A 21,530-nucleotide genomic window follows, 5' to 3' on the forward strand; every position below is an offset into this window, starting at 1 on the left:
AGCGTGCAGGTCAGCGGCGGACGATGTCAACCAACCGCGTTTCCTCTCACAGGGAGTGTTTTTCGTGAGCCCACAGCCCCGCGTCGCAGAGGCGGCCCGCCTGCTGATGCAGGCCTACGACAGCGGTGTCCCCATCCCGCCGTTCACCGGCCTGACCGTCGAGGACGCCTACGACGTCCAGCTGCGCCAGGTCGCGGAGTGGACGGCGGCGGGCCGCATCGTCAAGGGGCACAAGGTCGGCCTGACCTCGGCCGCGATCCAGCGGCAGCTCGGCGTGGACTCCCCGGACTACGGTCACCTCTTCGCCGACATGTTCTTCGTGGACGGTCAGCCCATCCCGGCGGACGCCTACCTCAGCCCGCGCGTCGAACCGGAGATCGGATTCGTGTTGCGCAAGCCGCTGGCCGGGCCGGGCGTCACCGTCGCCGACGCGCTCGACGCGATCGCCCACGCCGTGGCCGCGCTGGAGATCATCGACTCGCGCATCGAGGACTGGAAGATCGACCTGCCCAACACGATCGCCGACAACGCCTCCTCCGGCGGCCTGGTCCTCGGCTCGACGCCGCTGCCGCTCGACGCCTTCGACCCGCGCACCACCGGAGTCGTGCTGCGCCGCAACGGCCGGACCGTGCAGACCGGCGCCGGCGCGGCCGTGCTCGGCTCCCCGGTCAACGCGCTGGTATGGCTGGCCAACACGGTCGGCCCGCTCGGAATCACGCTCGATTCCGGCGCGGTCGTCCTGCCCGGTGCGCTCACCGCGGCAGTGGGCGCCGCGGCCGGAGACACCGTCACCGCCACCTTCGCCCACCTCGGCAGCGTCACCGCGACGTTCGCCGGCACCCCCGAGGAGAAGTGATGCCCCGCCCCACCGCCGCCATCGTCGGTCCCGGCAACATCGGCACCGACCTGCTGGTCAAGCTGCAGCGCCGGGATGTCTTCGACGTGCGCTACATGATCGGGGTCGACCCGTCCTCCGACGGCCTGGCCCGCGCCCGCGAGCTCGGCGTCGAGGCCAGCGCGGAAGGCGTGGACTGGCTGCTGGCCCAGCCGGAGCTCCCCGACTTCGTCTTCGAGGCCACCGCCGCGAAACCACACTTGGCCAACGCCCCTCGCTACGCCGAGGCCGGGATCCGGGCGATCGACCTGACGCCGGCCGCCGTCGGCCCGTTCGTGTGCCCCGCGGTCAACCTGGGCGCGCACGCCGAGGCGCCGAACATCAACATGATCACCTGCGGCGGACAGGCGACGATCCCGATCGTGCACGCGGTCTCGCGCGTCACCGAGGTGCCCTACGCCGAGATCGTCGCGTCGATCTCCTCGCGCTCGGCCGGCCCGGGCACGCGGGCGAACATCGACGAGTTCACCGAGACCACCTCGCACGCGATCGAATCCGTGGGCGGCGCCGCGCGGGGCAAGGCCATCATCATCCTGAACCCGGTCGAGCCACCACTGATCATGCGGGACACGGTGTTCTGCGCGATCCCGGGCGACGCCGACACCGGTGCGATCGCCGAGTCGATCCACCGTGTCGTGGCCGAGGTGCAGACCTACGTGCCCGGCTACCGCCTCAAGTCCGACCCCCAGTTCGACCGCCCGAGCGAGCTGTGGGACGGGCACGCGCGGGTCGCGGTGTTCCTCGAGGTCGAGGGGAACGGCGACTACCTGCCACCGTGGGCCGGGAACCTGGACATCATGACCGCCGCGGCGGTGCGCGCCGGAGAGCTGCTCGCCGCCGAATCGAAGGAGACGACCGCGCGATGACGAACGCCGTGCGCATCACCGACACCACGCTGCGGGACGGCAGCCACGCCGTGCGCCACCAGTTCACCGCGGACCAGGTTCGCGCGGTGGCCGCGGCACTGGACCGGGCCGGGGTCGAGGTCATCGAGGTCACCCACGGCGATGGGCTGGCCGGCTCGTCGTTCAACTACGGCTTCTCCAAGGTCCGGGACATCGAACTCGTCGCCGCCGCGGTCGGCGAGGTGCGCCGGGCGAAGATCGCCGTGCTGCTGCTTCCTGGTCTGGGTACGGTCGCGGATCTTCGCGAGGCCGCGGACGCCGGTGCCCGCGTCGCCAGGATCGCGACGCACTGCACCGAAGCCGACGTGAGCGTCCAGCACTTCGGCGGGGCCCGCGATCTGGGCCTGGAAACCGTCGGGTTCCTGATGCTCTCGCACATGAACTCGCCGGAGGGCCTGGCGAAACAGGCGCGAATCATGGCCGACGCGGGATGCGAGTGCGTCTACGTCGTCGACTCCGCGGGCGCGTTGCTGCCCGGCGGCGTGACCGACCGCGTCACCGCACTGGTCCAGGAGCTGGGCGAGGACGCCCAGGTCGGGTTCCACGGCCACCAGAACCTGTCCCTCGGGGTCGCGAACTCGCTCGCCGCGCAGCAAGCGGGCGCCCGCCAGATCGACGGCACGTTGCGCGCTCTCGGTGCGGGCGCGGGCAACTCCCCCACCGAAATTCTCGTCCCGGCGTTCGACGCACTGGGCGTGGAAACCGGAGTGGACAGTGAACTGATCCTCGCCGCGGCCGAAGAGGTCCTGGCCCCGATGGTGCCCCGGATGCCGGTCGCCGACCGGGCCGCGATCGTGCAGGGCCGCTACGGTGTCTACAACTCGTTCCTGCTGCACGCCGAAACCGCCGCCCAGCGGTACGGCGTGCCCGCCTACCGGATCCTGAAGCGAGTCGGCGAACTGCGGTACGTCGGCGGCCAGGAAGACATGATCATCGATGTGGCGATCGGCTTGGCCGAGAAGGAGAACGCATGACGACGTGGAGCGTCGACACCGCGGCGGACGTGCTGCTGGCCGCCGAGGCGAAGCGGCGGGACCGCGGGCCGATCACCGAGGAGTGGCCGGAGCTCGACCTGCCGACCGCCTACCGGGTGCAGAAGCGGCTGATCGAGCGGAAGGTCGAGGCGGGCGAGACGGTCGTCGGCGTCAAGCTGGGACTGACCTCGCGGGCCAAGCAGGAGCGGATGGGCATCGACTCGCCACTGACCGCGGTGCTGACCGACGGCTACGTGCTGGCCGCCGATGAGCCCGTTCCGCTGGACCAGCTGATCCACCCGCGAGTCGAGCCGGAGATCGTGTTCGTCATGGGCAAACGCCTCGCGGGCCCGGGCATCACGGCGGCGACCGCGCTGGACGCGGTGGAGAGTGTCCACGCCGGACTCGAGATCATCGACTCGCGCTACACCGACTTCAAGTTCACGCTGCCCGACGTGGTGGCGGACAACGCCTCCTCAGCCCGGTTCGTGGTGGGTGGGAAGGCGGTATCGCCGAAGAGCCTGGACCTGGCACTGGAAGCGTGTGTGCTCACGGTCAACGGCGCGGTGACCGACACCGCGACCGGTGCCGCCGTGCAGGGCCACCCAGCCGAGGCGCTGGCACTGGCCGCCAACGCACTCGCCGCGCGCGGCGAGGCCCTCGAGGCCGGGCAGATCGTGCTGACCGGGGGCATGACCGACGCGGTGTTCGTGCGCGCCGGCGACCAGATCGGTGCCGAGTTCACCTCCCTCGGCTCGGTATTCGTCACCGCGGCCTGACCGTGACGAAGAAGTTCCGATGCCCCGCTGAGTCGGCCGAGGCTCCCGCAGGGCTGCCCGGCGACGGAGAGCGAGACCGCCGCCACGACCGGGATGGCCACTCTGGAGGACCGTCGCCCGACCACGGTGATCGTCACCCTGCTCTTACTCGGCACTGGGAGGAAGATCGACCTGTGGACGCTTCCCCGTGAGTCGCGCCTGCCACTGCGGCGCACCCTCGAACGCGTCACGGATCCGGGCGGCTGGTTCGAGGTCGCCCTCACCCACGGCTGATCCCGACCCAGCAGGCGCGGCGATGCGGTGACGCCTTGCGTCACGCGCACGACCGTTCGCGTGACGCGGTCTCGACTGCCGGCGCGCGTTCGTCGCGGGTCGAGTTCCGGCGCGAGAAAACCCGACGCCAGCTTCAAGATCTCGTCAGCCTGCTTGAGCTCCCGGTTCTCCCTGCGCAACCTGTCCGACACGGCCCGCTCGGCCGCCCCCAGCGCCCGGCCCGCCGTGGAGGACTCGCGGTACGCATGGCACCGTCGCGCGAGCAGATCGAGTCGGGCCCGCCCCCGCTGGGGCAGGCACGCGCACCCCTGGAGCGCGTCGCCGCGCGACGTCGTCCTGGGTCGAAGACCGCGGGCGCGGTCATGGCACGCGGACCGCCGCCGCGGCACCGGCCCTGGTCGGCTGTGACTCACACGAGCCACTCCTTCCTGTCTCCGGCAGTCCCAGGGACGCGAGCAGATCCTCCTGGTGCCGCAGCCGGTCGCCGAACAACACCGCGCTCGTCGTGGCGCGGCGCAGGTGCAGGTGCGCGGGGTGCTCCCAGGTGAAGCCCATTCCCCCGTGCACCTGGATGTTCTCGGCCGCCACCCACGAATATGCCTCGCCGCAGGTCAGCGCGGCCACCGCCGCGGCCTGTGCGGCTTCGGTGGCACCGTCGGCCACGGCCGCGGCCGCCCACAGCGACGCCGACCGCGCCGCCTCCACGCGCACGGCCATGTCCGCGCAGCGGTGCTTGATCGCCTGGAACGTCGCGATCGGACGTCCGAACTGGACCCGCTGGGCGGCGTGGGCGCAGGCCATCTCCAGCGCCACGGTCGCGCCACCGGCCTGTTCGCAGGCGAGCGCGGCGACCGCCCGGTTCCGCACGCTCGCCGTCACCGGTTCCGCCTCGGCCTCGACCAGGGTCGCCGGCGCGTCGCGGAACCGGATCGTGGCCAGCTCCCGGTTCGGGTCCAGGGCGCGCAGCGGTTCCCGATCGAGCCCCGCCCCGTCGACGGCGAACAGACCCGTCCCCTCGCCGGTGCGTGCGGTCACGAGCAGCACGTCCGCGCTCGCCCCGTCCACGACGAGGGTCTTGGACCCGCTGACCCGCCAGCCCGCTCCGGCGGCAACCGCCACGGTGTCCTCGGAGTCGTCCACGAAGGCCACGGTCGCGGTGCACGAGCCGGAGGCCAGCCGGGCCAGCAGCTCGTCCCGCGCGCTGCCGCGGCCGGCCAGCAGCGCGCCGACGGCCAGCACGGAGGTGCCGAACCAGGGCAGCCGCGCCAGCGAGCGTCCCAGTTCCTCGGCGACCACGCAGACCTCGCGGAACGTCGCGCCGGCGCCGCCCAGCCGCTCCGGTACGTCGAGCGCCACGGCACCCAGCTCGGTGGCGAGCCGCGTCCACGCGGCCGGATCACCGGCCTGACGCTCCAGGAAGTCCCGGACGACCTCCCGCAGCTCCTCGGCCTCGGGGGTGTGACTGATACGCACTGGTCCTCCTCCACGATCGTGCTGAGCTGGGCGCGCGGTACGCGCCGCAGGGCCTTACCGGTGCCGGTGCGCGGAAGCCGGTCCCGCACGTGCGCGGCGGGACGGGCGAGCAGCGACAGGTACTCCCCCGGCACCGCGGGTGGGACCGGGTGCCCGCCCGCGCCCCGGATTTCGAGGATGCGGCCCGGCATGACCGTCGCGTCGGAGGTCAGGTCGGCCGGGCGCAGCGCTTCGCGGGAGAGGCGGTTGGGTCAGCTCACCCACGGCCCGCCGGCCGGGCCCCGCACCGGCAACCATCTCCAGCAGCAGAGAACGGTGCACGCTCGCCCGGCTCAGCCGTCGGCCGGCAGCGCGCGGGCCGCGGCGCTCTGGACCGGGTGGTCGTCCGCGGCGAGCGGGACGCCGTCACCGGTGAGCGTGACCTCCGCGGGCACGCGGATCACCACGATCCGGGCTTCATGCTCATGCCGGTCCTTCCTTCCGTGATCAGTTCAGGCGTCGCCGGCAAGCCGGGTCAAACCGCGCCGGACGAGCACCGGGATGTGCTCGCCCCGGGCCGCCATCCGCTCGTCGGTGGTCTCCCCGCGCAGGTAGCGCGCGTAGAGCTGCTGCAGGATCACCGCGGTCTTGAAGCACCCGTATGCCTCGTACCAGTCGATCCGGCCGACGTCGATGCCCGACCGGGCGGCGTAGCGCTCCACCAGTTCCTCCCGCGAGGGCAGGCCGAGTTTCGACAATCGCAGCGAGGCCAGGGCGCCGGCGTCGCCGAACTCCGGGTCGGGCCAGTAGTTGAGCAGGGTGCCGAGGTCGACCAGCGGGTCGCCGAGTGTGGCCATGTCCCAGTCGAACACCGACACGACCTCGTCGGGGTCCCCGGGTGCGAACTGGCAGTTGTCGATCTTGAAATCGTTGTGGACGATCGCGGCCGCGCCGGAGGCCGGCAGCGTCTGGGCCAGCCGCTCGCCCAGGGTCGCCGCCAGCGGATCGCCGCCCTCGGCCGCCGCCAGTTCCCACCGCTTGCGCCAGCCGCGGACCTGCCGCTCCAGGAATCCCACGGGCCGGCCCAGGTCCGCGAGCCCGCACTCCACCGGGTCCACGCGGTGCAGGTCCGCCAGCGCGTCGATCACCGCCAGCCCGACCCGGCGCCCGGCGGCCGGAAGCGCGGACATCGAGGCCGGGACCGAGTCCCACACCACGACACCGGACCGGTACTCCACGACGAGGAAGTCCGCGCCCGCGACCGCGTGGTCGGTGCACAGCAGCTGTGCCTTCGGCGCCCGCGGGTAGGCCTTCCACAGCCGGGACAGCACCTTGTACTCGCGGCCCATGTCGTGCGCGCCCGGCGCGATCCGGCCGAACGGCGGCCGCCGCAGCACCAGCGCGGTGTCGCCGAAGCGGATCTGGTAGGTCAGATTGGCCGACCCGTTCGGGAACTGCAGCACCGCGAACTCGCCGGACAACTCGGGCAGGCGCTCCCGCAGGTAGGCCTCGACACGGGGCCAGTCCAGGTCCTCCCCCGGCCGCACCGGGGCGGTGTCGGTCTCCCGGGTGGTGGGTTCACCCACGGTGGTCCTCCCCGTCGTCGCAGGCTTCGGCCAGGATCCGGGCGTAGCGTTGCCGCGCCTCCGCCTTCCGCGTCGGCAGGAGGTAGGGCGGGAACAACCCGTCGTCCGGTTCCGTGCCACGCAACAGCGCCTGGGCGAGGTTGACCTTGTGCACCTCGGTGGCGCCATCGGCCAGTCCCATGTGGAACGACTCGAGAACCCACCTGCCGAAGGGGAGCTCCTTCGAAATGCCCAGGGAACCGTGGATCTGGATGGCGCGGCCGGCGATGTCGGCGAGCACCTTGGGCATCGCGGCCTTCACCGCGGAGATGTCCGCGCGCACCTTGCGGTAGTCCCGGTACTTGTCGATCCGCCACGCCGTGCGCAGCACCAGCAGGCGGAACTGCTCCAGCTGGATCCAGGAGTCGGCGATCATCTCCTGCACGAGCTGCTTGTCGGCGAGGCGCTCACCCTTGGTGGTGCGGGACACCGCACGGCGTTTCATCATGTCGAACGCCGCCTGCACGAGCCCGACCGTCCGCATCGCATGGTGGATGCGCCCGCCGCCGAGCCGGGTCTGCGCGACCGCGAAGGCCCGGCCGCGCTCGCCGAGCAGGTTCTCCGCGGGCACGCGCACATCGGTGTAGCGCAGGTATTGGTGGGTGCCGACCGGCTCGTCGTGGCCCCACACGCTCACGTCCCGCACCCGTTCGATGCCGGGCGTGCCCGCGGGCACCACGAACATCGACATGCTCCGGTGCGGCGGCGCGTCCGGCTCGGTCACCGCCATCACGATGAGGAACTCGGCGAACAACGCGTGCGAGGAGAACCACTTCTCACCGTTGATGACCCATTCGTCACCGTCGAGCCTGGCCGTGGTGCGGAACCCGGTGGGGTCGGACCCGCCGTGCGGCTCGGTCATCGAGAAGCACGACACGATCTCACCCGCGATCAGCGGCTCGAGGTAAGTCTTCTTCAGATGCTCGGTGCCGTAGTGGGCGAGGATCTCGGCGTTGCCGGAATCGGGTGCCTGGCAACCGAACACGACCGGCCCGGAGTGGGTGCGGCCGAGCTTTTCGTTCAGCAGCGCCAGCCGTAGCTGCCCGTACCCCTTACCGCCGAGTTCCGGACCCAGGTGGCAGGCCCACAGGTTGTGCTCGCGCACCGTGTCCTGCAGCGGTTTGATCAGCGCGTTGCGCACCGGGTCCCGCGGGTTCCACGCGTGCTCGATCACCTGGTCGACCGGTTCGACCTCCTCGCGCACGAACTCCTCGACCCAGTCCAGCTCCCGCTGCACCTCGGGGCTCGTCTCGAAGCTCCACATGTTGAATCGTCCTTTCAGCGGGTGAGCACCGTGCAGGCGGAGACGCCGGGCGCACCGTAGACGTGCGTGAACCCGACCCGCGGCCGGTCCGGCACCTGGTGGGCGCCCGCGGCCCCACGCAGCTGGAGCACGTTCTCGTAGACCTGCCGCAGCCCGGACGCGCCGATCGGCTCGCCGTTGGCCAGGCAGCCACCGTCGGTGTTGACCGGCAGCGCTCCGCCGATCGCGGTCGCACCGTCGATGATCAGCTTCTCCTGCTCGCCGTGCGCGCACAGCCCGGTTTCGGCCAGGTGCATCAGCTCGGCACCGGACTCGGTGTCCTGAATCTGCGCGACGTCCACTTCGGACGGCGCGATCCCGGCCCGCGCGAACGCGTCGCGCGCCGCATCCACGGTCGGCGACTCGCCCCGCTCGGCGGCCAGCCACGGCCCGAACACCTCGAACGAGCCGTAACGCCGCGAACGCAGGCTCGCGCCGCGCAGGAACACCGGTTCGCCGGTGTGGTCACGGGCCCGGTCCGCGCGGCACAGCACCAGCGCCACCGCGCCCTCGCCCGGCGAGCAGTACATGTACTGGGTCAGCGGGTGGGAGATCATCGGCGCCGCCGCGATTTCGGCCGCGCTGAGCTCCCTGCGCCGCCACGCCATCGGGTTGAGCGCGCCGTTGCGGAACGCCTTCTCCGCGATCAGGGACAGCACGTCCGGGGCGATGCCGTGGTCGTGCAGGTACCGCTGGATCTTCATGCCGAAGAACTGCGTGGTGACCATCAGCCCGGTCTCGCCGTACCAGGAGCCGATGCCGTGCTCGGCCGGGTCGGTGTTGAACGCCCCGCGCTCGTGCTTGTCGAAACCGATGACGATCCCGACGTCGGCCCGGCCCGAACGGATCGCGGCCTCGGCGGCGATCAGCGCGGACCCGCCTGTGGCGCAGCCGTTGTAGACGTTGATGAACGGCAGCCCGGTCAGACCGAGTTCGGACACCAGCGTGTCCGCGTCACCGGCCGAGTGCGACCCGCCGAACGCGAACTGCATGTCGGAAAACCACAACCCGGCGTCACGCAGCGCCTCCCGGGCCGCGTGCGCGGCCTGCGCGCGCCCGGACACACCGTCCGTGCGGCCGAACCGGTGCATGCCGATCCCGACGATCGCGACCTCAGTCATGGGTGTCCTCCACGAACGCGAACGTGTGCACCGGCTCGCCCTGCTCGTCGTCGGCGAACGGCACGAGCTCCAGTCGCAACGGCATGCCGATCCGCAGCCGCGCCGGATCGGTCTCGGTCAGCCTGGTCTCCACCAGCAGTTCACCGGGAAGCTCGGCGTACCCGACGCCGTAGGGCTCGTAGGCCGCGGTGCCGGTGTAGGGGGGCTTGGGGCGGAACCCCTGCACGGTCCAGGTCCACAGCGTCCCGGTGCGCGACAGCGGCACGTCCACCATCGCCGAACCGGTGCAGCGCGGGCAACCGCCCTGGCGAGGGAACGTGTACGCGCCGCAGTCGTCGCAGCGGCTGCCCACCAGCGCCACCCCGTCCGCGGTCTCGGTGAACAACGAGTCGTCCACGGTGCGCTTCCCGGCGATCACGGCGCGGCCAGCCGTCCGCCGTCGACCGCGAGCAGCGACCCCGTGGTGAAGGTCGACGCCGGGCCGCAAAGGTACAGCGCGGCACCCACGATCTCGCTGGGATCGGCGCCGCGTCCCAGCGGCCAGTCCCCGGCCATCTCGTCGAAGACCGCCATGTCCCAGTCCCTGCTGATGTCGGTGAAGAACGGCCCGGCGAGGATCGTGTTGACCCGCACTCGCGGCCCGTAGGCCTGGGCGAACCCGGCGGTGAGGGTGTTCAGCGCCGCCTTGGCCGCCGCGTAGGGCAGGTCGGCGGCGGTGGGACGCTGCGAGGCCATCGACGAGATGTTGAGGATCACCCCGCCGTCCCGGCCGGCCATCCGCTTGCCCGCGGCGGCCATGAGCCGGAACGGGCCCTTGACGTTGACCGCGACCACCTTGTCGAACAGCGTCTCGGTCACCTCGTCGAGACTCGGGTAGACCGGGGCGATGCCGGCGTTGTTGACCAGCACGTCCACTGGCCCCAGCGCGTCCTCCACCTCGTCGAGCAGCGGGCCGAGCCGGTCCCAGTCGCCGACGTGCGCGGCGTGCGCGCTGGTGCGCCTGCCGGTCTCGGCGGCGATCTGCTCGGCGAGCGCCTCGCAGCTGTCCTTCTTCCGCGACACCACGGCCACGTCCGCGCCGGCGGCGGCGAACGCGATCGCGATCTCCCGGCCCAGCCCGCGGGACCCGCCCGTGACCAGAGCCGTGCGGCCCGCGAGCGGCAGGTCCGTCAGCGCGGTCGCGCGTGCCGCGCTGACCGACCGCGCGACCGGCCTCTCCCCCGATGTGCTCATCTCGGTATGTCCTTCCATGTCACGTTGCGGTCGGCGCGTGGTTCGGGCGGCAGGCCCAGCAGCCGTTCGGCGATCACCGTGCGCTGCACCTCGTCGGTGCCGCCGGCGATCCGGTACCCGGGCGCACCCAGGAAGTGCTCGGTCCAGCGGTAGGTGCCGTCACCGGCGTCGGCCACCAGACGCGGGCCGAGCACCACGGCGGCGGCATCGGAGACCAGCTTGAGCCGGTGCGCCCAGGCCAGCTTGCGCACTGAGCTGAGCGCCCCGGGCTCGCCGCCGGACAGGCGGGTCTCGCGGTCCCGCTGGGCGGAGACCGCGGCGACCTTCTCCGCCGCCCAGACTTCGGCGAGCATCCGCCGCACGTCCGGGTCGCCGGTGCGCCCCAGCCGGCGGGCGTCCTCGGCCAGCTGCGCATAGCCGCCGCCGAGGTCGGCGTTGGCGCCGGAGTGACCCCGTTCGAACCCGAGGGTCGCGAGCGTGACACCCCAGCCGCCGCCGACCTCGCCCAGCCGCAGCGAATCGGGAATGCGGACGTCGTCGAGGAACACCTCGCAGAACGACGAGCCGCCCGACATCTGCCGCAACGGGCGCACCTGCACACCGGGGGTGTCCATCGGCAACAGGAAAGCGGTGAGCCCCTTGTGCTTGGGCACGTCCGGGTCGGTCCGGGTGATCAGTTCGCCCCAGCCGGCGAACTGCGCGCCCGAGCTCCACACCTTCTGGCCGTTGACGACCCAGTCGTCGCCGTCACGCACCGCGCGGGTGGCCAGCCCCGCCAGATCGGAGCCGGCCGAGGGCTCCGAGAACAACTGGCAGGCCAGTTCGTCGCCGCGCAGCAGCGGCCGGACCAGGCGCCGCTTCTGCCCGGGCGTGCCGAACATCTGGACGGTGGGCGCGATCAACGCGGTGCTGACCGAGGTCAGCTCGTGCTGGCCCGGGGTCTCGAACTCCCGCTCGGCCTCGGCGAACGCCTCCTCGTGCAGGGGCGTCAGCCCGGCGCCACCGTGCTCGGCCGGCCAGGACAGCGCCCCGTACCCGGCGTCGAACCTGATCCGCGTCCACTCCTGGATGCGCGCGATGAGAGCGCGTTCCTCGTCGAAGGGCAGATCGTGGAACACGGCGACGGAACGGCGCGCACCGTCCTGCCGGAGCGCCAGGTGCCGCGAGAGCCAGGCCCGCGCCGTCTCGGTGAACTCGGCCAGCCCGGCCCCGGTGACGTCAGCGGACATGGAACCCCGCATCCACCGGGAGCGCCACGCCGGTCACGTACCGCGCGGCGTCGGAGGCGGGCCACAGCACCGCGTCACTGATGTCGGACGGCTGCACCAGCTCGACCGGCAGCGCGTCGAACGCGGCGAGCTTGTCCTGTTCGGTCTCCGGCATGGCGTTCCTCCTCGAACGTCGGTCAGGCGGGGATCCACGGCGGGACGGTGGTGGCGTCCCGCTCCTCGGAGTGCATGCGCATCGGCTGGCCGGTTCCGGGCAGGTGCCCGGAACCGGACCGGCGTGGGGGCGCGGCGGCGGTGCCCTGCGTGGGTCCACGACCTGCAGATCCGAGTAGACGCCCGGCAACCCGACCTCCTCCGGTCACGCTCGCGGCCCCTTCGACGCCGATGGACCGAACCCTACGACGACTCGACGTCGACTTCAAGTTCGAATTGAAGTCGCCGTCAACTTCGTGTCTGATCCACGTGAACGACAACGACAACACCGACTCCGCGGAGCAGTGCATCGACGAGAAGGCCGACGCGGTGTGGACGCGCATGATCGGAGAAGAGGAGCCGGGACGAGGACCAGGCGACCTACCAGCGCCTGCGCCGGGAGCCGGGAAAAGGTCCCAACTACCAATCGAGGGCCTGCCGCGGGTCGCGCTGGGCATCTTCCGCCGGGACGGACAAGCTGCACCGCATGATCGATGACAGGTGTTCCGGCGTGACCGAGGGCCTCCACCAAGGGGATGGAGGGGATGGTGTCCTCAGCCCGCGTGGCCGGCGAACCGGTCGAGCACCGGTCCCGGCCGACGCCGGAACTCCAAGTAACCGTCCCAGCGGGGACGTCGAGTCCTCGATCCAGCTCAGACCCTCGTCGGTGGCCGGGATGTCGTCGTAGATCGCCTGCGCATCCTCGGGCACGGTGAGGACCTCATCGCCGGTGGCCGGCCGGACGCGCCGCTCGAGCTCGTCGGAACCTTCGCGTACGCCCGCCACGCCGAGCACCCGCCTCAGGACGACCTTCTCGGTGACCGGTTGCCGTCCGGCCCAGCAACGGACGTTCGCGAAGGCCCCGTACAGCGTCACGATGAAGCACAGGCATCAGCTGAACAATGCCTCCTGCGGGACCCCGTCCGCGGACGGGAACGACGACGTCCTCGAGCCGGCCGGCCGGGCGCTGGCGCCGGTGCGCGAGCAAGTGGTGATCGCCACCAAGTTCCGGCACTCACTGCCTCGAGACCCTCAAGCTCGGCTTCCGATGGTCGCTGTCGGCGGCCATTGTGGTGGATCTCGTTTACTCGCGCGTAATGAGTCCGCCGAGATACTTGCCGACCTCCGCGACGATCTGATCGGAATTGACCCGGTCTCCGGGGCGGTACCAGCGAGCGATCGACGTGAGCGTGCTGTTGAGCAGGTTGACGACGACCGGGACGTCGATGTCGTCGCGGACCACTCCCTCGCGTTGCCCCTGTTCGAGCAGTCCGGCGGCCGAGCGGTTCACGCTCCGCGCCCAGGACTGGTAGCGGCGCAACGCCTGGGGTGACAGCTGGTGCTGGTCGGACGTGAGGACCGCGTAGTAAGGCTTGTACCGGATGGCGGAGAGAACATGCAGCTCGATGTAGGCGTCGAGTTTGTCCGCCGCCGACCACTCGCTCGCCGCGATCTTGTCGATGCCGTCCCGCAAGGGGTAGACGGCCTGTTCGACGATGGTCTCCAGTAGTTCCTGTTTGGACTTCACGTACTGGTAAACCGTGGGCTTGCTGATCCCCGCTTCGGCGGCGATGTCGGCCAGCGTGGCGTCCGTGTAGCCCTTGCGTTCGAACACCCGGGCGGCCGCATCGACCAGCTCCTGAACGTCGAGCGCGCGCCGACGCCCCATCCGGCGCCTCCTCTCTCGTCCTGACCATGTTACTGAACTGCTGGGTAGCCCTACAGGACATTAGCAGAACTTGACAACGGTAGTTGCGTCCTGAATATTTCTTGTCTACCCGGTTAAGTTATGAGTCGAGAGGAGCCAGGATGCCGCGGGAAGTCGACATCGTGGGAGCGGGGATCACCCCCTTCGGCAAGCGGCGGGACATGTCGCTGCGGTCGCTGGCAGCCGATGCCATGACCTCGGCGATCGATGACGCCGGCCTCACACCCGCCGACATCGGCCTGTTGGTGTTCGGGAACGCGATGGCAGGCGTGCTCACCGGGCAGGAGATGATCCGAGGCCAGGTTGCCGCGACGGAGGCCGGGCTCGCCGCGATCCCCGTGCTCAACGTGGAAAACGCATGCACGTCGTCGTCGAGCGCGGTCCATGTCGCGCTGGCCGCGATCCGGTCCGGGATGTACGACACGGTGCTCGTGTGCGGCGCCGAGAAGATGACCGGGCTGCCGACGCGGACCGTGCTGGACGCGATGACCAGCGGCGCGGACATCGAACGCATCCCGGAGGTCACGCGCGAACTGACCGGTGGCGCGGACAAGGTCGAGTCGTTCTTCATGGCGGTCTACTCGCAGATGACCCGCGCCTACCAGGCCCGATCCGGGGCGACCGCGGACGACCTGGCGGACGTGGCGGTGAAGAACTCCGCCCATGGCGCGCTGAACCCCAACGCCCAGTACCGGCGCGCGCTCAGCCGGGAGGAGGTGCTGGGCAGCAGGCCGGTAGCGCCCCCGCTGACGACACTGATGTGCTCGCCGATCGCTGACGGCGCTGCCGCGCTGGTGTTGCGCGCTGCCGATCTCGACAACTCCGAGCGCGCTCCGGTTCGCGTCCGTGCCTGCGTGCTCGGGTCGGGTGTGCCTGGGGCCGATTCGCCCGCGATTCCGCTGGAACGCCGCACAGCGCAGGCCGCCTACGCGCAGGCCGGTGTCGGTCCGGAGGATCTCGACGTCGTGGAGGTGCACGACGCGGCCTCGCCCAACGAACTGATCATGTACGAAGAACTCGGGCTGTGCGGAGTTGGCGAGGGCCCGAAGCTGCTCGCTTCGGGCGCGACAGCGCTGGGCGGCCGGGTGCCGGTGAATCCTGACGGTGGCCTTGTCTCGCGTGGGCATCCGGTCGGCGCCACCGGCTGTGCCCAGCTCGTCGAACTGGTCACGCAGCTGCGCGGCCGGGCAGGTGGGCGTCAGGTGCCCGGTGCCCGGATCGGCCTGGCCGAGAATGCCGGCGGCTACCTGCATCCCGACCCGGCCGCGTGCACGGTGACGATCCTGGAGAGGTCAGGCGCATGACCGACGAGGTGCTGACCGAACGGCGGGGCGCCACGCTCTGGCTTCGACTGAACCGCCCGCACGCGCTCAACAGCCTGACCGACGGCCTTCTCGACGCGCTCAGTCGCGGGCTCGACATCGCGGCGTCCGACAAGGACATCCGTGTGGTCGTAGTCGCCGGTGAGGGCAGGGCATTCTGCGCCGGCGCGGATCTTCTGGCGTTTCCCGAACCCGATGCGGTGCGAGACTTCCTGCATCGAGTCGGCATGGTCTTCGACCGGATCGAGAGCTTCCCCAAGCCGGTCATCGCGGCTGTGCACGGTATCGCGGCCGGTGGAGGACTGGAGCTGCTGCTGTGCGCCGATCTGGTGGTGGCCTCGCGTTCGGCGCGGTTCGCCGACGCGCACGCGAACTACGGGCTCCTCCCGGGCGCGGGCGGCTCTGTGCGGTTGCCACGCCGTATCGGGCCCGCGCGGGCGAAGCACCTGATGTTCACCGGTGCCGCGCTGCCCGCGGAGGAATTCGCGAACACCGACCTCGTCACGATTTTCACCGAAAACGAGCGACTCGTCGAAGAGACCGACGCGCTGGCCGAGTCGATGGCCGGAAAGAGCCCGCTGGGGCTGGCCGCGATGAAGCAGCTCGTTGCCGAAGGACTCGAGATCGATGCGGCCGAAGCCCTTCGCCGCGAACGCGACCGCCTGATCGCGCATGCCCGCTCATCCGACTTCGCCGAAGGTATCCGCGCGTTCAGTGAAAAACGCACCCCCGTCTTCACCGGCCACACGCCGCAAACACCGAGGAGTGACCACCCGTGACCGACCTACTTCGACTCGATGGCCGGACCGTCCTGGTGACCGGTGCCGGGCAGGGCGTCGGCCGCCAGGTCGCCCTGCAGTGCGCCGCACAAGGCGCTGCCGTCGCTGTCAACGACTACTACCCGGATCGGGCCGAGTCGGTCGCCGGCGAGGTCCAGGCGGCCGGCGGGCGCGCCGTCGGACTGGGTGGCGACGTGACGGACTTCGACGACGTCATGCGTCTGGTCGGGACCGTCGAGCAGCAGCTCGGGCCAGTCGACGTCCTGGTCAACAATGCCGGAAACGCGGGCCCGGCGCAGGATCCGATGCGCCCCGCGCCGCCGTTCTGGGAGACCGGGCCGAAGGAATGGGAGCCGTGGCTCGGCACCAACCTCTACGGCGTGCTGAACTGCGCCCGGGCCACCGTGCCCGGCATGGTGGAGCGCGGGTACGGCCGCATCGTGACGGTCATCTCCGACGCCGGGCGTGTCGGCGAGCCGCATCTCGTCGTCTACAGCGGGGCGAAGGCGGGCGCGGCAGGTTTCACCCGCGGGCTGGCGAAGTCCGTCGGGCGTCACGGCATCACGGCCAACTGCGTCTCGCTCGGTCCGATCCGGACTCCCGGAGTCGCGTCGGCCATCGAGGATTCCGCTCAGGTCAAGGCGATGCTCCGCAGCTACGTGGTGCGGCGACTCGGTGAGCCAGCGGACGCGGCGAACCTCATCCTGTTCCTGGCCTCGGAAGAGGCGTCCTGGATCACCGGGCAGACGTACCCGGTCAACGGTGGCTACTCCTTCGCGGTCTGAGAGGGTGTCATGAAGGTCGATCTCTACCTCTACCGTGCCCGTCTCGACGAGATGGCGGCGCGGGCACGCCAGGCCGATGCCGGCTTCGACGGGCTGTTCGTGGCCGAATCGGTCGGCGATCCTTTCCAGGCGCTCGCGATCGCTTCACAGCATCTGCACCGTGGTGTACTCGGCACCTCGATCGCGCTGGCGTTTCCGCGCAGTCCGATGCTGACCGCGGTGTCGGCCTGGGACCTGCAGCGCGCCAGCAGGGGCCGGTTCGTGCTCGGACTCGGGTCGCAGGTTCGCAAGCACATCGAACGGCGATTTTCCAGCGCCTTCACCCCTCCCATGCCGCGTCTGCGCGAGTACGTCCGTACGGTTCGGCACATCTGGGGCGCGTTCGCCGGTGAGCACCCGCTCGACTTCCACGGCGAGTACTACACGCTCGACTACCTGCCTCCCGGGATGAACCCCGGTCCGCTGGAGTTCCCGAAACCGCAGGTGTATCTGGCCGCGCTCGGGCCGGCGATGTTCGAGGCCGCCGGTGACGTCGCCGACGGCGCGTTCATCCACCCGATCCACACGCACACCTACCTTCGGGAGGTCGCCGAACCCGCGATCGCGCGCGGGCTCGCGAAAACGGGCCGGGACCGCGCCGATTTCGCCCTTTCCGTCACCACACTGTGCATTGTGGACGAAGACACCGGGGATGCCGAACGCGAAGCGGTCCGCCGCCAGTTCGCTTTCTACGCGTCGACTCCCGCCTACCGGCCTGTCCTCGACCTGCACGGCTGGGGCGCACTCGGCGAAAGCCTGCGGCAGAAGGTCCGCCAGGGCGAGCACGACACGATGGCACAGCTGGTTCCCGACGAGATCCTCGACGCCTTCTGCGTTGTCGCGCCCACCTGGCAAGGCGCGATCAAAGTCGCACGGGAGAAGTACGCCGGGGTGGCAGACCGAGTCATGTTCCAGAGCACGCCCCCACTTGCCACCGCCTGACCAGCGAACTCGAGGAGAACACCGTGGTTCACCCCTCTTCCCCCGAATTGACCTTCCCCGATCTGATCATCGAGGCGCTGGACCGGTTCCCCGAGCGCGACGCGTTCGTCCTCGGCGAGCGGCGAGTCAGCTATGCCGAGTCCGCCTCCCTGATCAGCCGGATCGGACAGGTGCTGGCCGCACGGGGTATCGGGCACGGCAGTGCGGTCGGCGCGCTCAGCCCGAACATTCCCGAGGTCTGGCTCGCCCAGGCGGCCACCTACCTGCTTGGCGGCACCTACACCGGCCTGCACCCACTCGGTTCCGTCGACGACCACAGCATCGCCTGCCTCGACGCCGGCATCGAGGTCCTCCTCGTCCACCCGAAGTTCGCGGACACGGCGGCCGCGATCGCGCAGCGCTGTCCCGGCATCAAGCACCTGCTCACCTTCGGTCCCACGGAGCTCGCGCCGGATCTGCTCGCACTCGGCGCCGAACTCTCCCCGCGACCACTCCCCCGCGGGCCCGCGAGGGAAGAGGACACCGCCTGGCTGCAGTACACCGGGGGAACCACGGGACGCCCCAAGGGAGTCCTCGTTCCGCACCGCGCTCTGGTGGCGATGTCCCGGATTCTGACCGCTTCGTGGGGACTGCCGGAACGCCCGCGGTTCCTGCTCTCGGCACCGATCACGCATGCGGGATCGTTGCCGATCCTGCCGACGTTGTGTCGTGGCGGTACGGTGGTACTTCACCAGTCGTTCGACCCTGAAGCCTGGCTCGCAACCGTTGCCGAGGAACGGATCAACTACGCGTTCACGGTGCCTACCATGGTCTACTCGCTGCTGGACCACGGCGGGATCGACCGGCACGACACCTCGTCGCTGGAAACCGTGCTCTACGGCTCGGCACCGATGACCCCGGAACGCATCGCCGAAGCCTGGCACGCGTTCGGACCGGTGATGCAGCAGGGATACGGCCAGACCGAATGTCTCGGCATGTGCACCAGCCTGCGCAAGGACGAGCACGACCCGGCGCACCGGCCGGAACTGCTGGCGACCTGCGGACGTCCCGCCACGGAAACACGGCTCGCGATCCTCGGCGAGGACGGGGAACCGGTGCCGCGCGGCGAGATCGGCGAGCTGTGCCTGCGCTCGCCCGCGGTCATGACCGGTTACCACAACCAGCCCGAGCAGACCGAAATCGCACTGCAGGACGGCTGGTTGCACACCGGCGATCTCGCGGTGCGCGACGAAGAAGGCTACTACTCCATTGTGGACCGGAAGAAGGACATGATCATATCCGGCGGGTTCAACGTCTACCCGCGGGAGATCGAGGACGTCATCGCCACTGTTCCCGGCGTCTCCTCCAGCGCGGTGATCGGCCTGCCCGACGACAAGTGGGGCGAGGCGGTGACGGCCTTCGTGGTCCCGCGCCGCGGGCAGCCGGTGGACCCGGAAGGGCTGCTGGCGACGGTCCGGGAGAGGAAGGGCCCCCACCAGGTCCCCAAGGCGGTGCACATCGTGGACGAACTCCCGCTGACCGCCGCCGGGAAGATCGACAAGAAGGTGTTGCAGGCGCGTTACCAGGCGAGCTGACACCGTCACGACACTCAATGACGAGTAAGGGAAAACTTTCATGTGGCAAAAGACCCTCCGGCGGCTCGCTGTGCTCGCAGCCGCCATCGCGATGGTGTTCGGTTCGGTGCCGGCGTCCGCGGCGCCCGCGCCGTTTTCCGGGTGGAACGTGCGGGTCTCTCCTGTCGACGGCAACGACCAGGTGCTGCACTTGACCTTCGACAGTCCGCTCCTGCAGCGACGCATCACCAACACGGTCTATCTTCCGGACAGTTATCGTGACACCGGCACGAAGCTGCCGGTGATGTACGTCCTCCATGGCACCGTCTTGTCTCCTTTGGACAACTGCGCGCTCAATGCGGTCACCTCGCAGGAGACGTTGGTGCGGATGATCGGATGCGGTGGCGGGTACCTGCAGAACAACCTGTACGACATCCCGTCACAGCTGAGCCGGATGAGTTTCGTCGCCGTCGCACCGGATACCGACCCCGCCGGGTCGGTCTGCCAGACCTGCATGTGGGTCGACGGCCGCTCCGACCTGCTTCCGAACATCCAGCCGCTGACGGCGCGCGACCTGCCCGCGGACTCGTTCCTGCACCAGGAGCTGTACCCTCTGGTGGAGAGCATCTTCAACGTGCGGGGCGACCGCGGTGGCCGCGGTGTCATGGGCTTCTCCATGGGCGGCTGGGCCGCCGCGCTGCAGGGCATGATCCACCCCGACGCGTACTCCTACATCGGCTACGTCAGCGGCGGCTACGACATCAAGGAACCGGAACTGCAGACCACGATCATCGAGCCTGTCGGCTACTTCCGGGATCAGGGTTACACCACGAGTCTCACGGATCCGGTCTGGTGGGCCCAGTTCAATCCGCGTGACATCGCCACCAACATCAAAGGAACCGATATCGCGTTCCTCCTCAGTAGCGGCGATGCCTGCCTGAATCCGCTGGAATTACTGAACGCCCCGGAATGCCAAGGCGATTTCTCGCCGGTACGCTCGCCATCGGGAACCCTGCTGGAACAGGAGCTCAGCCTCAATCGCACCATCGCCGTCGATGACCTCACAGCAAAGGGAATCCCGTTCCGGACCGTCCAGACCCCGGGTACGCACGGAGCGAACAACGCCAGGATCTTTGCCAGCGAGGTAGTTCCCGGCGCCAACGCGAAGTTCGCGACGCCCACTGCCACACCCCAGACGTTCTCCTACCGGACCGCGATCCCGCGATTTTCGATCTGGGACTACCAAGTCCGGGTGGCTCGCGGCACTGACGGTTTCCTCGATCTCACCGGCGCCCGCACAGACGGCCGTGCGCTGACGATCACCGGTGCGGGCAACGTCGACATCGCCACGCCCGCCGCGTTCACGCCCGGCCAGACCTACACGATCCATGCCACGCACCAGGCGGTCACGACCACCCGGGAGGCCACCGCCGACCCGGGGGGCCGGCTGCACTTCGCACTCGATGCCGGCACGGGCGAATTCGGGACCACCAGGGCAGCGGCACCCGGCACGACGACACTCACCATCACCTGACGAACGCGCCGCCCCGCCACGGGCTCCGCACCGTGATGTCCGGCGGACGACGTTCCACACACCGGCGCGAGACCCACGGGGCGCCCAGCGGGCGTCGAGGACGAGCTGACCGACCGCTCCTCGGCGATCGAGAGCTTGACACGTGATCGGGGCCAGGCACGGGAGCCTGGCCCCGATCCGTCCTGTCAGACGCGGTGTTCCGGCACCCGCACGCCCAGCGCGTTCGCCCACAACAGGGACAGCTGCCGCGCCGAGGACTCCAGGTCGAACTTCCCTCGACGGGCGGACAGGCGGTACACGAAGTTGCTGACCATGCCGGTGAGGGCGACCGCCGCGCAGGCCGCGTCCAGAGCCGGGTCCGCGACCCCCGTCCCCTGCCAGTGCCGCACCGCCGCCTCGATCCTGGCCGCGAAGCGATCGCTCGCCGCGCGGCGCAGATCCTCGACCTCCGCGTTGAGGGTGGCGACCTGCTCCCACACGATCATGATCTCGCGGTTGCGGTGGTAGGCGTCGAGGTAGACCGTGTTCGCGCGCAGGATCGACTCGTACGGCTCGTGCTGCTTGCCGTGCTCGTCAGCGGTGCCGGCGGCGCCGGGACTGCGCAGCTCGTCCTCCAGCTCACGCAGCAACGCCACGAAAACCTCCTCCTTGGAGGAGAAGTAGGTGTAGAACGAACCGTGCGCGACCTTGGCGGTGTCGGCGATGTCGGTGATGCGCGCTTCGGCGAAGCCATCCCGCGCGAAGACGACCTTTGCGGCGTCCAGCAGCGCCTGCCGGCTGCGCCGCCCCCGAGCGGTCACCGGCAGCTGCTTCGGCGTGACCTCGTCGATGGCCCCAGTCATGGCAACTCCCTCGGCCCCAGCAGAATCCGCAGTTGACGTCGGATT

The 21,530-nt window shown here is 70.2% G+C and carries 21 protein-coding genes; 11 read left to right on the forward strand and 10 right to left on the reverse strand.

Features of this window, described 5'->3' with window-relative positions:
- Positions 1–106: 106 nt before the first annotated feature.
- The 5 genes from HNR02_RS27720 to HNR02_RS27740 all read left to right on the forward strand — a co-directional run bounded on the left by HNR02_RS27720 (position 107) and on the right by HNR02_RS27740 (position 3,826).
- Entirely contained in the window at positions 107–856 is a 750-nt protein-coding gene (locus HNR02_RS27720; RefSeq protein WP_218914470.1) for a 2-keto-4-pentenoate hydratase, read from the forward strand.
- The gene (locus HNR02_RS27725) at positions 856–1,761 is read left to right on the forward strand and encodes an acetaldehyde dehydrogenase (acetylating) (protein ID WP_179776506.1); all 906 of its coding nucleotides are present in this window, start codon (positions 856–858) and stop codon (positions 1,759–1,761) included. The genes HNR02_RS27720 and HNR02_RS27725 overlap by 1 nt, the downstream gene beginning before the upstream one ends.
- Positions 1,758–2,774 carry a 4-hydroxy-2-oxovalerate aldolase gene (gene dmpG / locus HNR02_RS27730; protein ID WP_179776507.1) on the forward strand — a complete coding sequence of 339 codons (1,017 nt, stop codon included), beginning with the start codon at positions 1,758–1,760 and terminating at the stop codon, positions 2,772–2,774. The genes HNR02_RS27725 and dmpG overlap by 4 nt, the downstream gene beginning before the upstream one ends.
- Positions 2,771–3,553, forward strand: coding sequence for a 2-keto-4-pentenoate hydratase (locus HNR02_RS27735; protein ID WP_179776508.1), 783 nt, complete (start codon positions 2,771–2,773; stop codon positions 3,551–3,553). Before dmpG ends, HNR02_RS27735 begins: the two co-directional genes overlap by 4 nt.
- 93 nt (positions 3,554–3,646) lie before the next feature.
- Positions 3,647–3,826, forward strand: coding sequence for a hypothetical protein (locus HNR02_RS27740; RefSeq protein WP_179776509.1), 180 nt, complete (start codon positions 3,647–3,649; stop codon positions 3,824–3,826).
- Between the two features lie 360 nt (positions 3,827–4,186).
- Here HNR02_RS27740 and HNR02_RS36600 read toward each other — a convergent pair whose 3' ends face one another.
- The 9 genes from HNR02_RS36600 to HNR02_RS27785 all read right to left on the reverse strand — a co-directional run bounded on the left by HNR02_RS36600 (position 4,187) and on the right by HNR02_RS27785 (position 13,650).
- A complete protein-coding gene (locus tag HNR02_RS36600) occupies positions 4,187–5,299 on the reverse strand; it encodes an acyl-CoA dehydrogenase family protein (protein WP_179776510.1) in 1,113 nt (370 codons plus the stop codon).
- Positions 5,300–5,790: 491 nt separating this feature from the next.
- Positions 5,791–6,864 carry a phosphotransferase family protein gene (locus HNR02_RS27750; RefSeq protein ID WP_179776511.1) on the reverse strand — a complete coding sequence of 358 codons (1,074 nt, stop codon included), beginning with the start codon at positions 6,862–6,864 and terminating at the stop codon, positions 5,791–5,793.
- Positions 6,857–8,167, reverse strand: a complete 1,311-nt coding sequence (locus tag HNR02_RS27755) for an acyl-CoA dehydrogenase family protein (protein ID WP_179776512.1) — start codon at positions 8,165–8,167, stop codon at positions 6,857–6,859. The genes HNR02_RS27750 and HNR02_RS27755 overlap by 8 nt, the downstream gene beginning before the upstream one ends.
- A 14-nt stretch (positions 8,168–8,181) precedes the next feature.
- Positions 8,182–9,327 (reverse strand): thiolase family protein, encoded by a 1,146-nt coding sequence (locus HNR02_RS27760; protein WP_179776513.1) that lies wholly within the window; start codon positions 9,325–9,327, stop codon positions 8,182–8,184.
- Positions 9,320–9,724, reverse strand: a complete 405-nt coding sequence (locus HNR02_RS27765; RefSeq protein WP_312861188.1) for a Zn-ribbon domain-containing OB-fold protein — start codon at positions 9,722–9,724, stop codon at positions 9,320–9,322. Before HNR02_RS27765 ends, HNR02_RS27760 begins: the two co-directional genes overlap by 8 nt.
- 17 nt (positions 9,725–9,741) lie before the next feature.
- Positions 9,742–10,560: an SDR family NAD(P)-dependent oxidoreductase gene (locus tag HNR02_RS27770; protein WP_179776514.1), complete on the reverse strand. Its 819-nt coding sequence runs from the start codon at positions 10,558–10,560 to the stop codon at positions 9,742–9,744.
- Entirely contained in the window at positions 10,557–11,789 is a 1,233-nt protein-coding gene (locus HNR02_RS27775) for an acyl-CoA dehydrogenase family protein (RefSeq protein WP_246339295.1), read from the reverse strand. The genes HNR02_RS27770 and HNR02_RS27775 overlap by 4 nt, the downstream gene beginning before the upstream one ends.
- The gene (locus HNR02_RS27780) at positions 11,779–11,943 is read right to left on the reverse strand and encodes an SDR family oxidoreductase (protein WP_312861189.1); all 165 of its coding nucleotides are present in this window, start codon (positions 11,941–11,943) and stop codon (positions 11,779–11,781) included. Before HNR02_RS27780 ends, HNR02_RS27775 begins: the two co-directional genes overlap by 11 nt.
- 1,122 nt (positions 11,944–13,065) lie before the next feature.
- The gene (locus HNR02_RS27785; RefSeq protein ID WP_179776516.1) at positions 13,066–13,650 is read right to left on the reverse strand and encodes a TetR/AcrR family transcriptional regulator; all 585 of its coding nucleotides are present in this window, start codon (positions 13,648–13,650) and stop codon (positions 13,066–13,068) included.
- Positions 13,651–13,790: 140 nt separating this feature from the next.
- Here HNR02_RS27785 and HNR02_RS27790 point away from each other — a divergent pair, with 140 nt between their 5' ends.
- Genes HNR02_RS27790 through HNR02_RS27815 form a run of 6 tightly spaced genes read left to right on the forward strand, consistent with a single transcriptional unit; the run spans position 13,791 to position 20,643 of the window.
- Positions 13,791–14,993: a thiolase family protein gene (locus HNR02_RS27790; protein ID WP_179776517.1), complete on the forward strand. Its 1,203-nt coding sequence runs from the start codon at positions 13,791–13,793 to the stop codon at positions 14,991–14,993.
- Positions 14,990–15,790: an enoyl-CoA hydratase/isomerase family protein gene (locus tag HNR02_RS27795; protein WP_179776518.1), complete on the forward strand. Its 801-nt coding sequence runs from the start codon at positions 14,990–14,992 to the stop codon at positions 15,788–15,790. The genes HNR02_RS27790 and HNR02_RS27795 overlap by 4 nt, the downstream gene beginning before the upstream one ends.
- Positions 15,787–16,575, forward strand: coding sequence for an SDR family NAD(P)-dependent oxidoreductase (locus HNR02_RS27800; RefSeq protein WP_179776519.1), 789 nt, complete (start codon positions 15,787–15,789; stop codon positions 16,573–16,575). Before HNR02_RS27795 ends, HNR02_RS27800 begins: the two co-directional genes overlap by 4 nt.
- Positions 16,576–16,584: 9 nt before the next feature.
- A complete protein-coding gene (locus HNR02_RS27805; RefSeq protein WP_179776520.1) occupies positions 16,585–17,556 on the forward strand; it encodes a TIGR03617 family F420-dependent LLM class oxidoreductase in 972 nt (323 codons plus the stop codon).
- 23 nt (positions 17,557–17,579) lie between these two features.
- Positions 17,580–19,130: an AMP-binding protein gene (locus tag HNR02_RS27810; protein ID WP_179776521.1), complete on the forward strand. Its 1,551-nt coding sequence runs from the start codon at positions 17,580–17,582 to the stop codon at positions 19,128–19,130.
- A 40-nt stretch (positions 19,131–19,170) separates the two neighbouring features.
- A complete protein-coding gene (locus tag HNR02_RS27815; RefSeq protein WP_179776522.1) occupies positions 19,171–20,643 on the forward strand; it encodes an alpha/beta hydrolase in 1,473 nt (490 codons plus the stop codon).
- A gap of 185 nt (positions 20,644–20,828) precedes the next feature.
- Here the strand turns inward: HNR02_RS27815 and HNR02_RS27820 are convergent, their stop codons facing one another.
- Positions 20,829–21,485, reverse strand: coding sequence for a TetR/AcrR family transcriptional regulator (locus HNR02_RS27820; protein WP_179776523.1), 657 nt, complete (start codon positions 21,483–21,485; stop codon positions 20,829–20,831).
- Positions 21,486–21,530 lie beyond the last annotated feature (45 nt).

Origin of the sequence: Amycolatopsis endophytica (assembly GCF_013410405.1) — a bacterium.
GTDB classification, from domain to species: domain Bacteria; phylum Actinomycetota; class Actinomycetes; order Mycobacteriales; family Pseudonocardiaceae; genus Amycolatopsis_E; species Amycolatopsis_E endophytica.

Bases quoted from the DNA above. Each gene is read 5' to 3' on its own strand.
- HNR02_RS27760 (WP_179776513.1), bottom strand. From the start codon at position 9,327: ATGACTGAGGTCGCGATCGTCGGGATCGGCATGCACCGGTTCGGCCGC.
- HNR02_RS27790 (WP_179776517.1), top strand. From the start codon at position 13,791: ATGCCGCGGGAAGTCGACATCGTGGGAGCGGGGATCACCCCCTTCGGC.
- HNR02_RS27740 (WP_179776509.1), top strand. From the start codon at position 3,647: ATGGCCACTCTGGAGGACCGTCGCCCGACCACGGTGATCGTCACCCTG.
- HNR02_RS27775 (WP_246339295.1), bottom strand. From the start codon at position 11,789: ATGTCCGCTGACGTCACCGGGGCCGGGCTGGCCGAGTTCACCGAGACG.
- HNR02_RS27795 (WP_179776518.1), top strand. From the start codon at position 14,990: ATGACCGACGAGGTGCTGACCGAACGGCGGGGCGCCACGCTCTGGCTT.
- HNR02_RS27755 (WP_179776512.1), bottom strand. From the start codon at position 8,167: ATGTGGAGCTTCGAGACGAGCCCCGAGGTGCAGCGGGAGCTGGACTGG.
- HNR02_RS27770 (WP_179776514.1), bottom strand. From the start codon at position 10,560: ATGAGCACATCGGGGGAGAGGCCGGTCGCGCGGTCGGTCAGCGCGGCA.
- HNR02_RS27735 (WP_179776508.1), top strand. From the start codon at position 2,771: ATGACGACGTGGAGCGTCGACACCGCGGCGGACGTGCTGCTGGCCGCC.
- HNR02_RS27780 (WP_312861189.1), bottom strand. From the start codon at position 11,943: ATGCCGGAGACCGAACAGGACAAGCTCGCCGCGTTCGACGCGCTGCCG.
- dmpG (WP_179776507.1), top strand. From the start codon at position 1,758: ATGACGAACGCCGTGCGCATCACCGACACCACGCTGCGGGACGGCAGC.
- HNR02_RS27815 (WP_179776522.1), top strand. From the start codon at position 19,171: ATGTGGCAAAAGACCCTCCGGCGGCTCGCTGTGCTCGCAGCCGCCATC.
- HNR02_RS27820 (WP_179776523.1), bottom strand. From the start codon at position 21,485: ATGACTGGGGCCATCGACGAGGTCACGCCGAAGCAGCTGCCGGTGACC.
- HNR02_RS27725 (WP_179776506.1), top strand. From the start codon at position 856: ATGCCCCGCCCCACCGCCGCCATCGTCGGTCCCGGCAACATCGGCACC.
- HNR02_RS27720 (WP_218914470.1), top strand. From the start codon at position 107: ATGCAGGCCTACGACAGCGGTGTCCCCATCCCGCCGTTCACCGGCCTG.
- HNR02_RS27805 (WP_179776520.1), top strand. From the start codon at position 16,585: ATGAAGGTCGATCTCTACCTCTACCGTGCCCGTCTCGACGAGATGGCG.
- HNR02_RS27785 (WP_179776516.1), bottom strand. From the start codon at position 13,650: ATGGGGCGTCGGCGCGCGCTCGACGTTCAGGAGCTGGTCGATGCGGCC.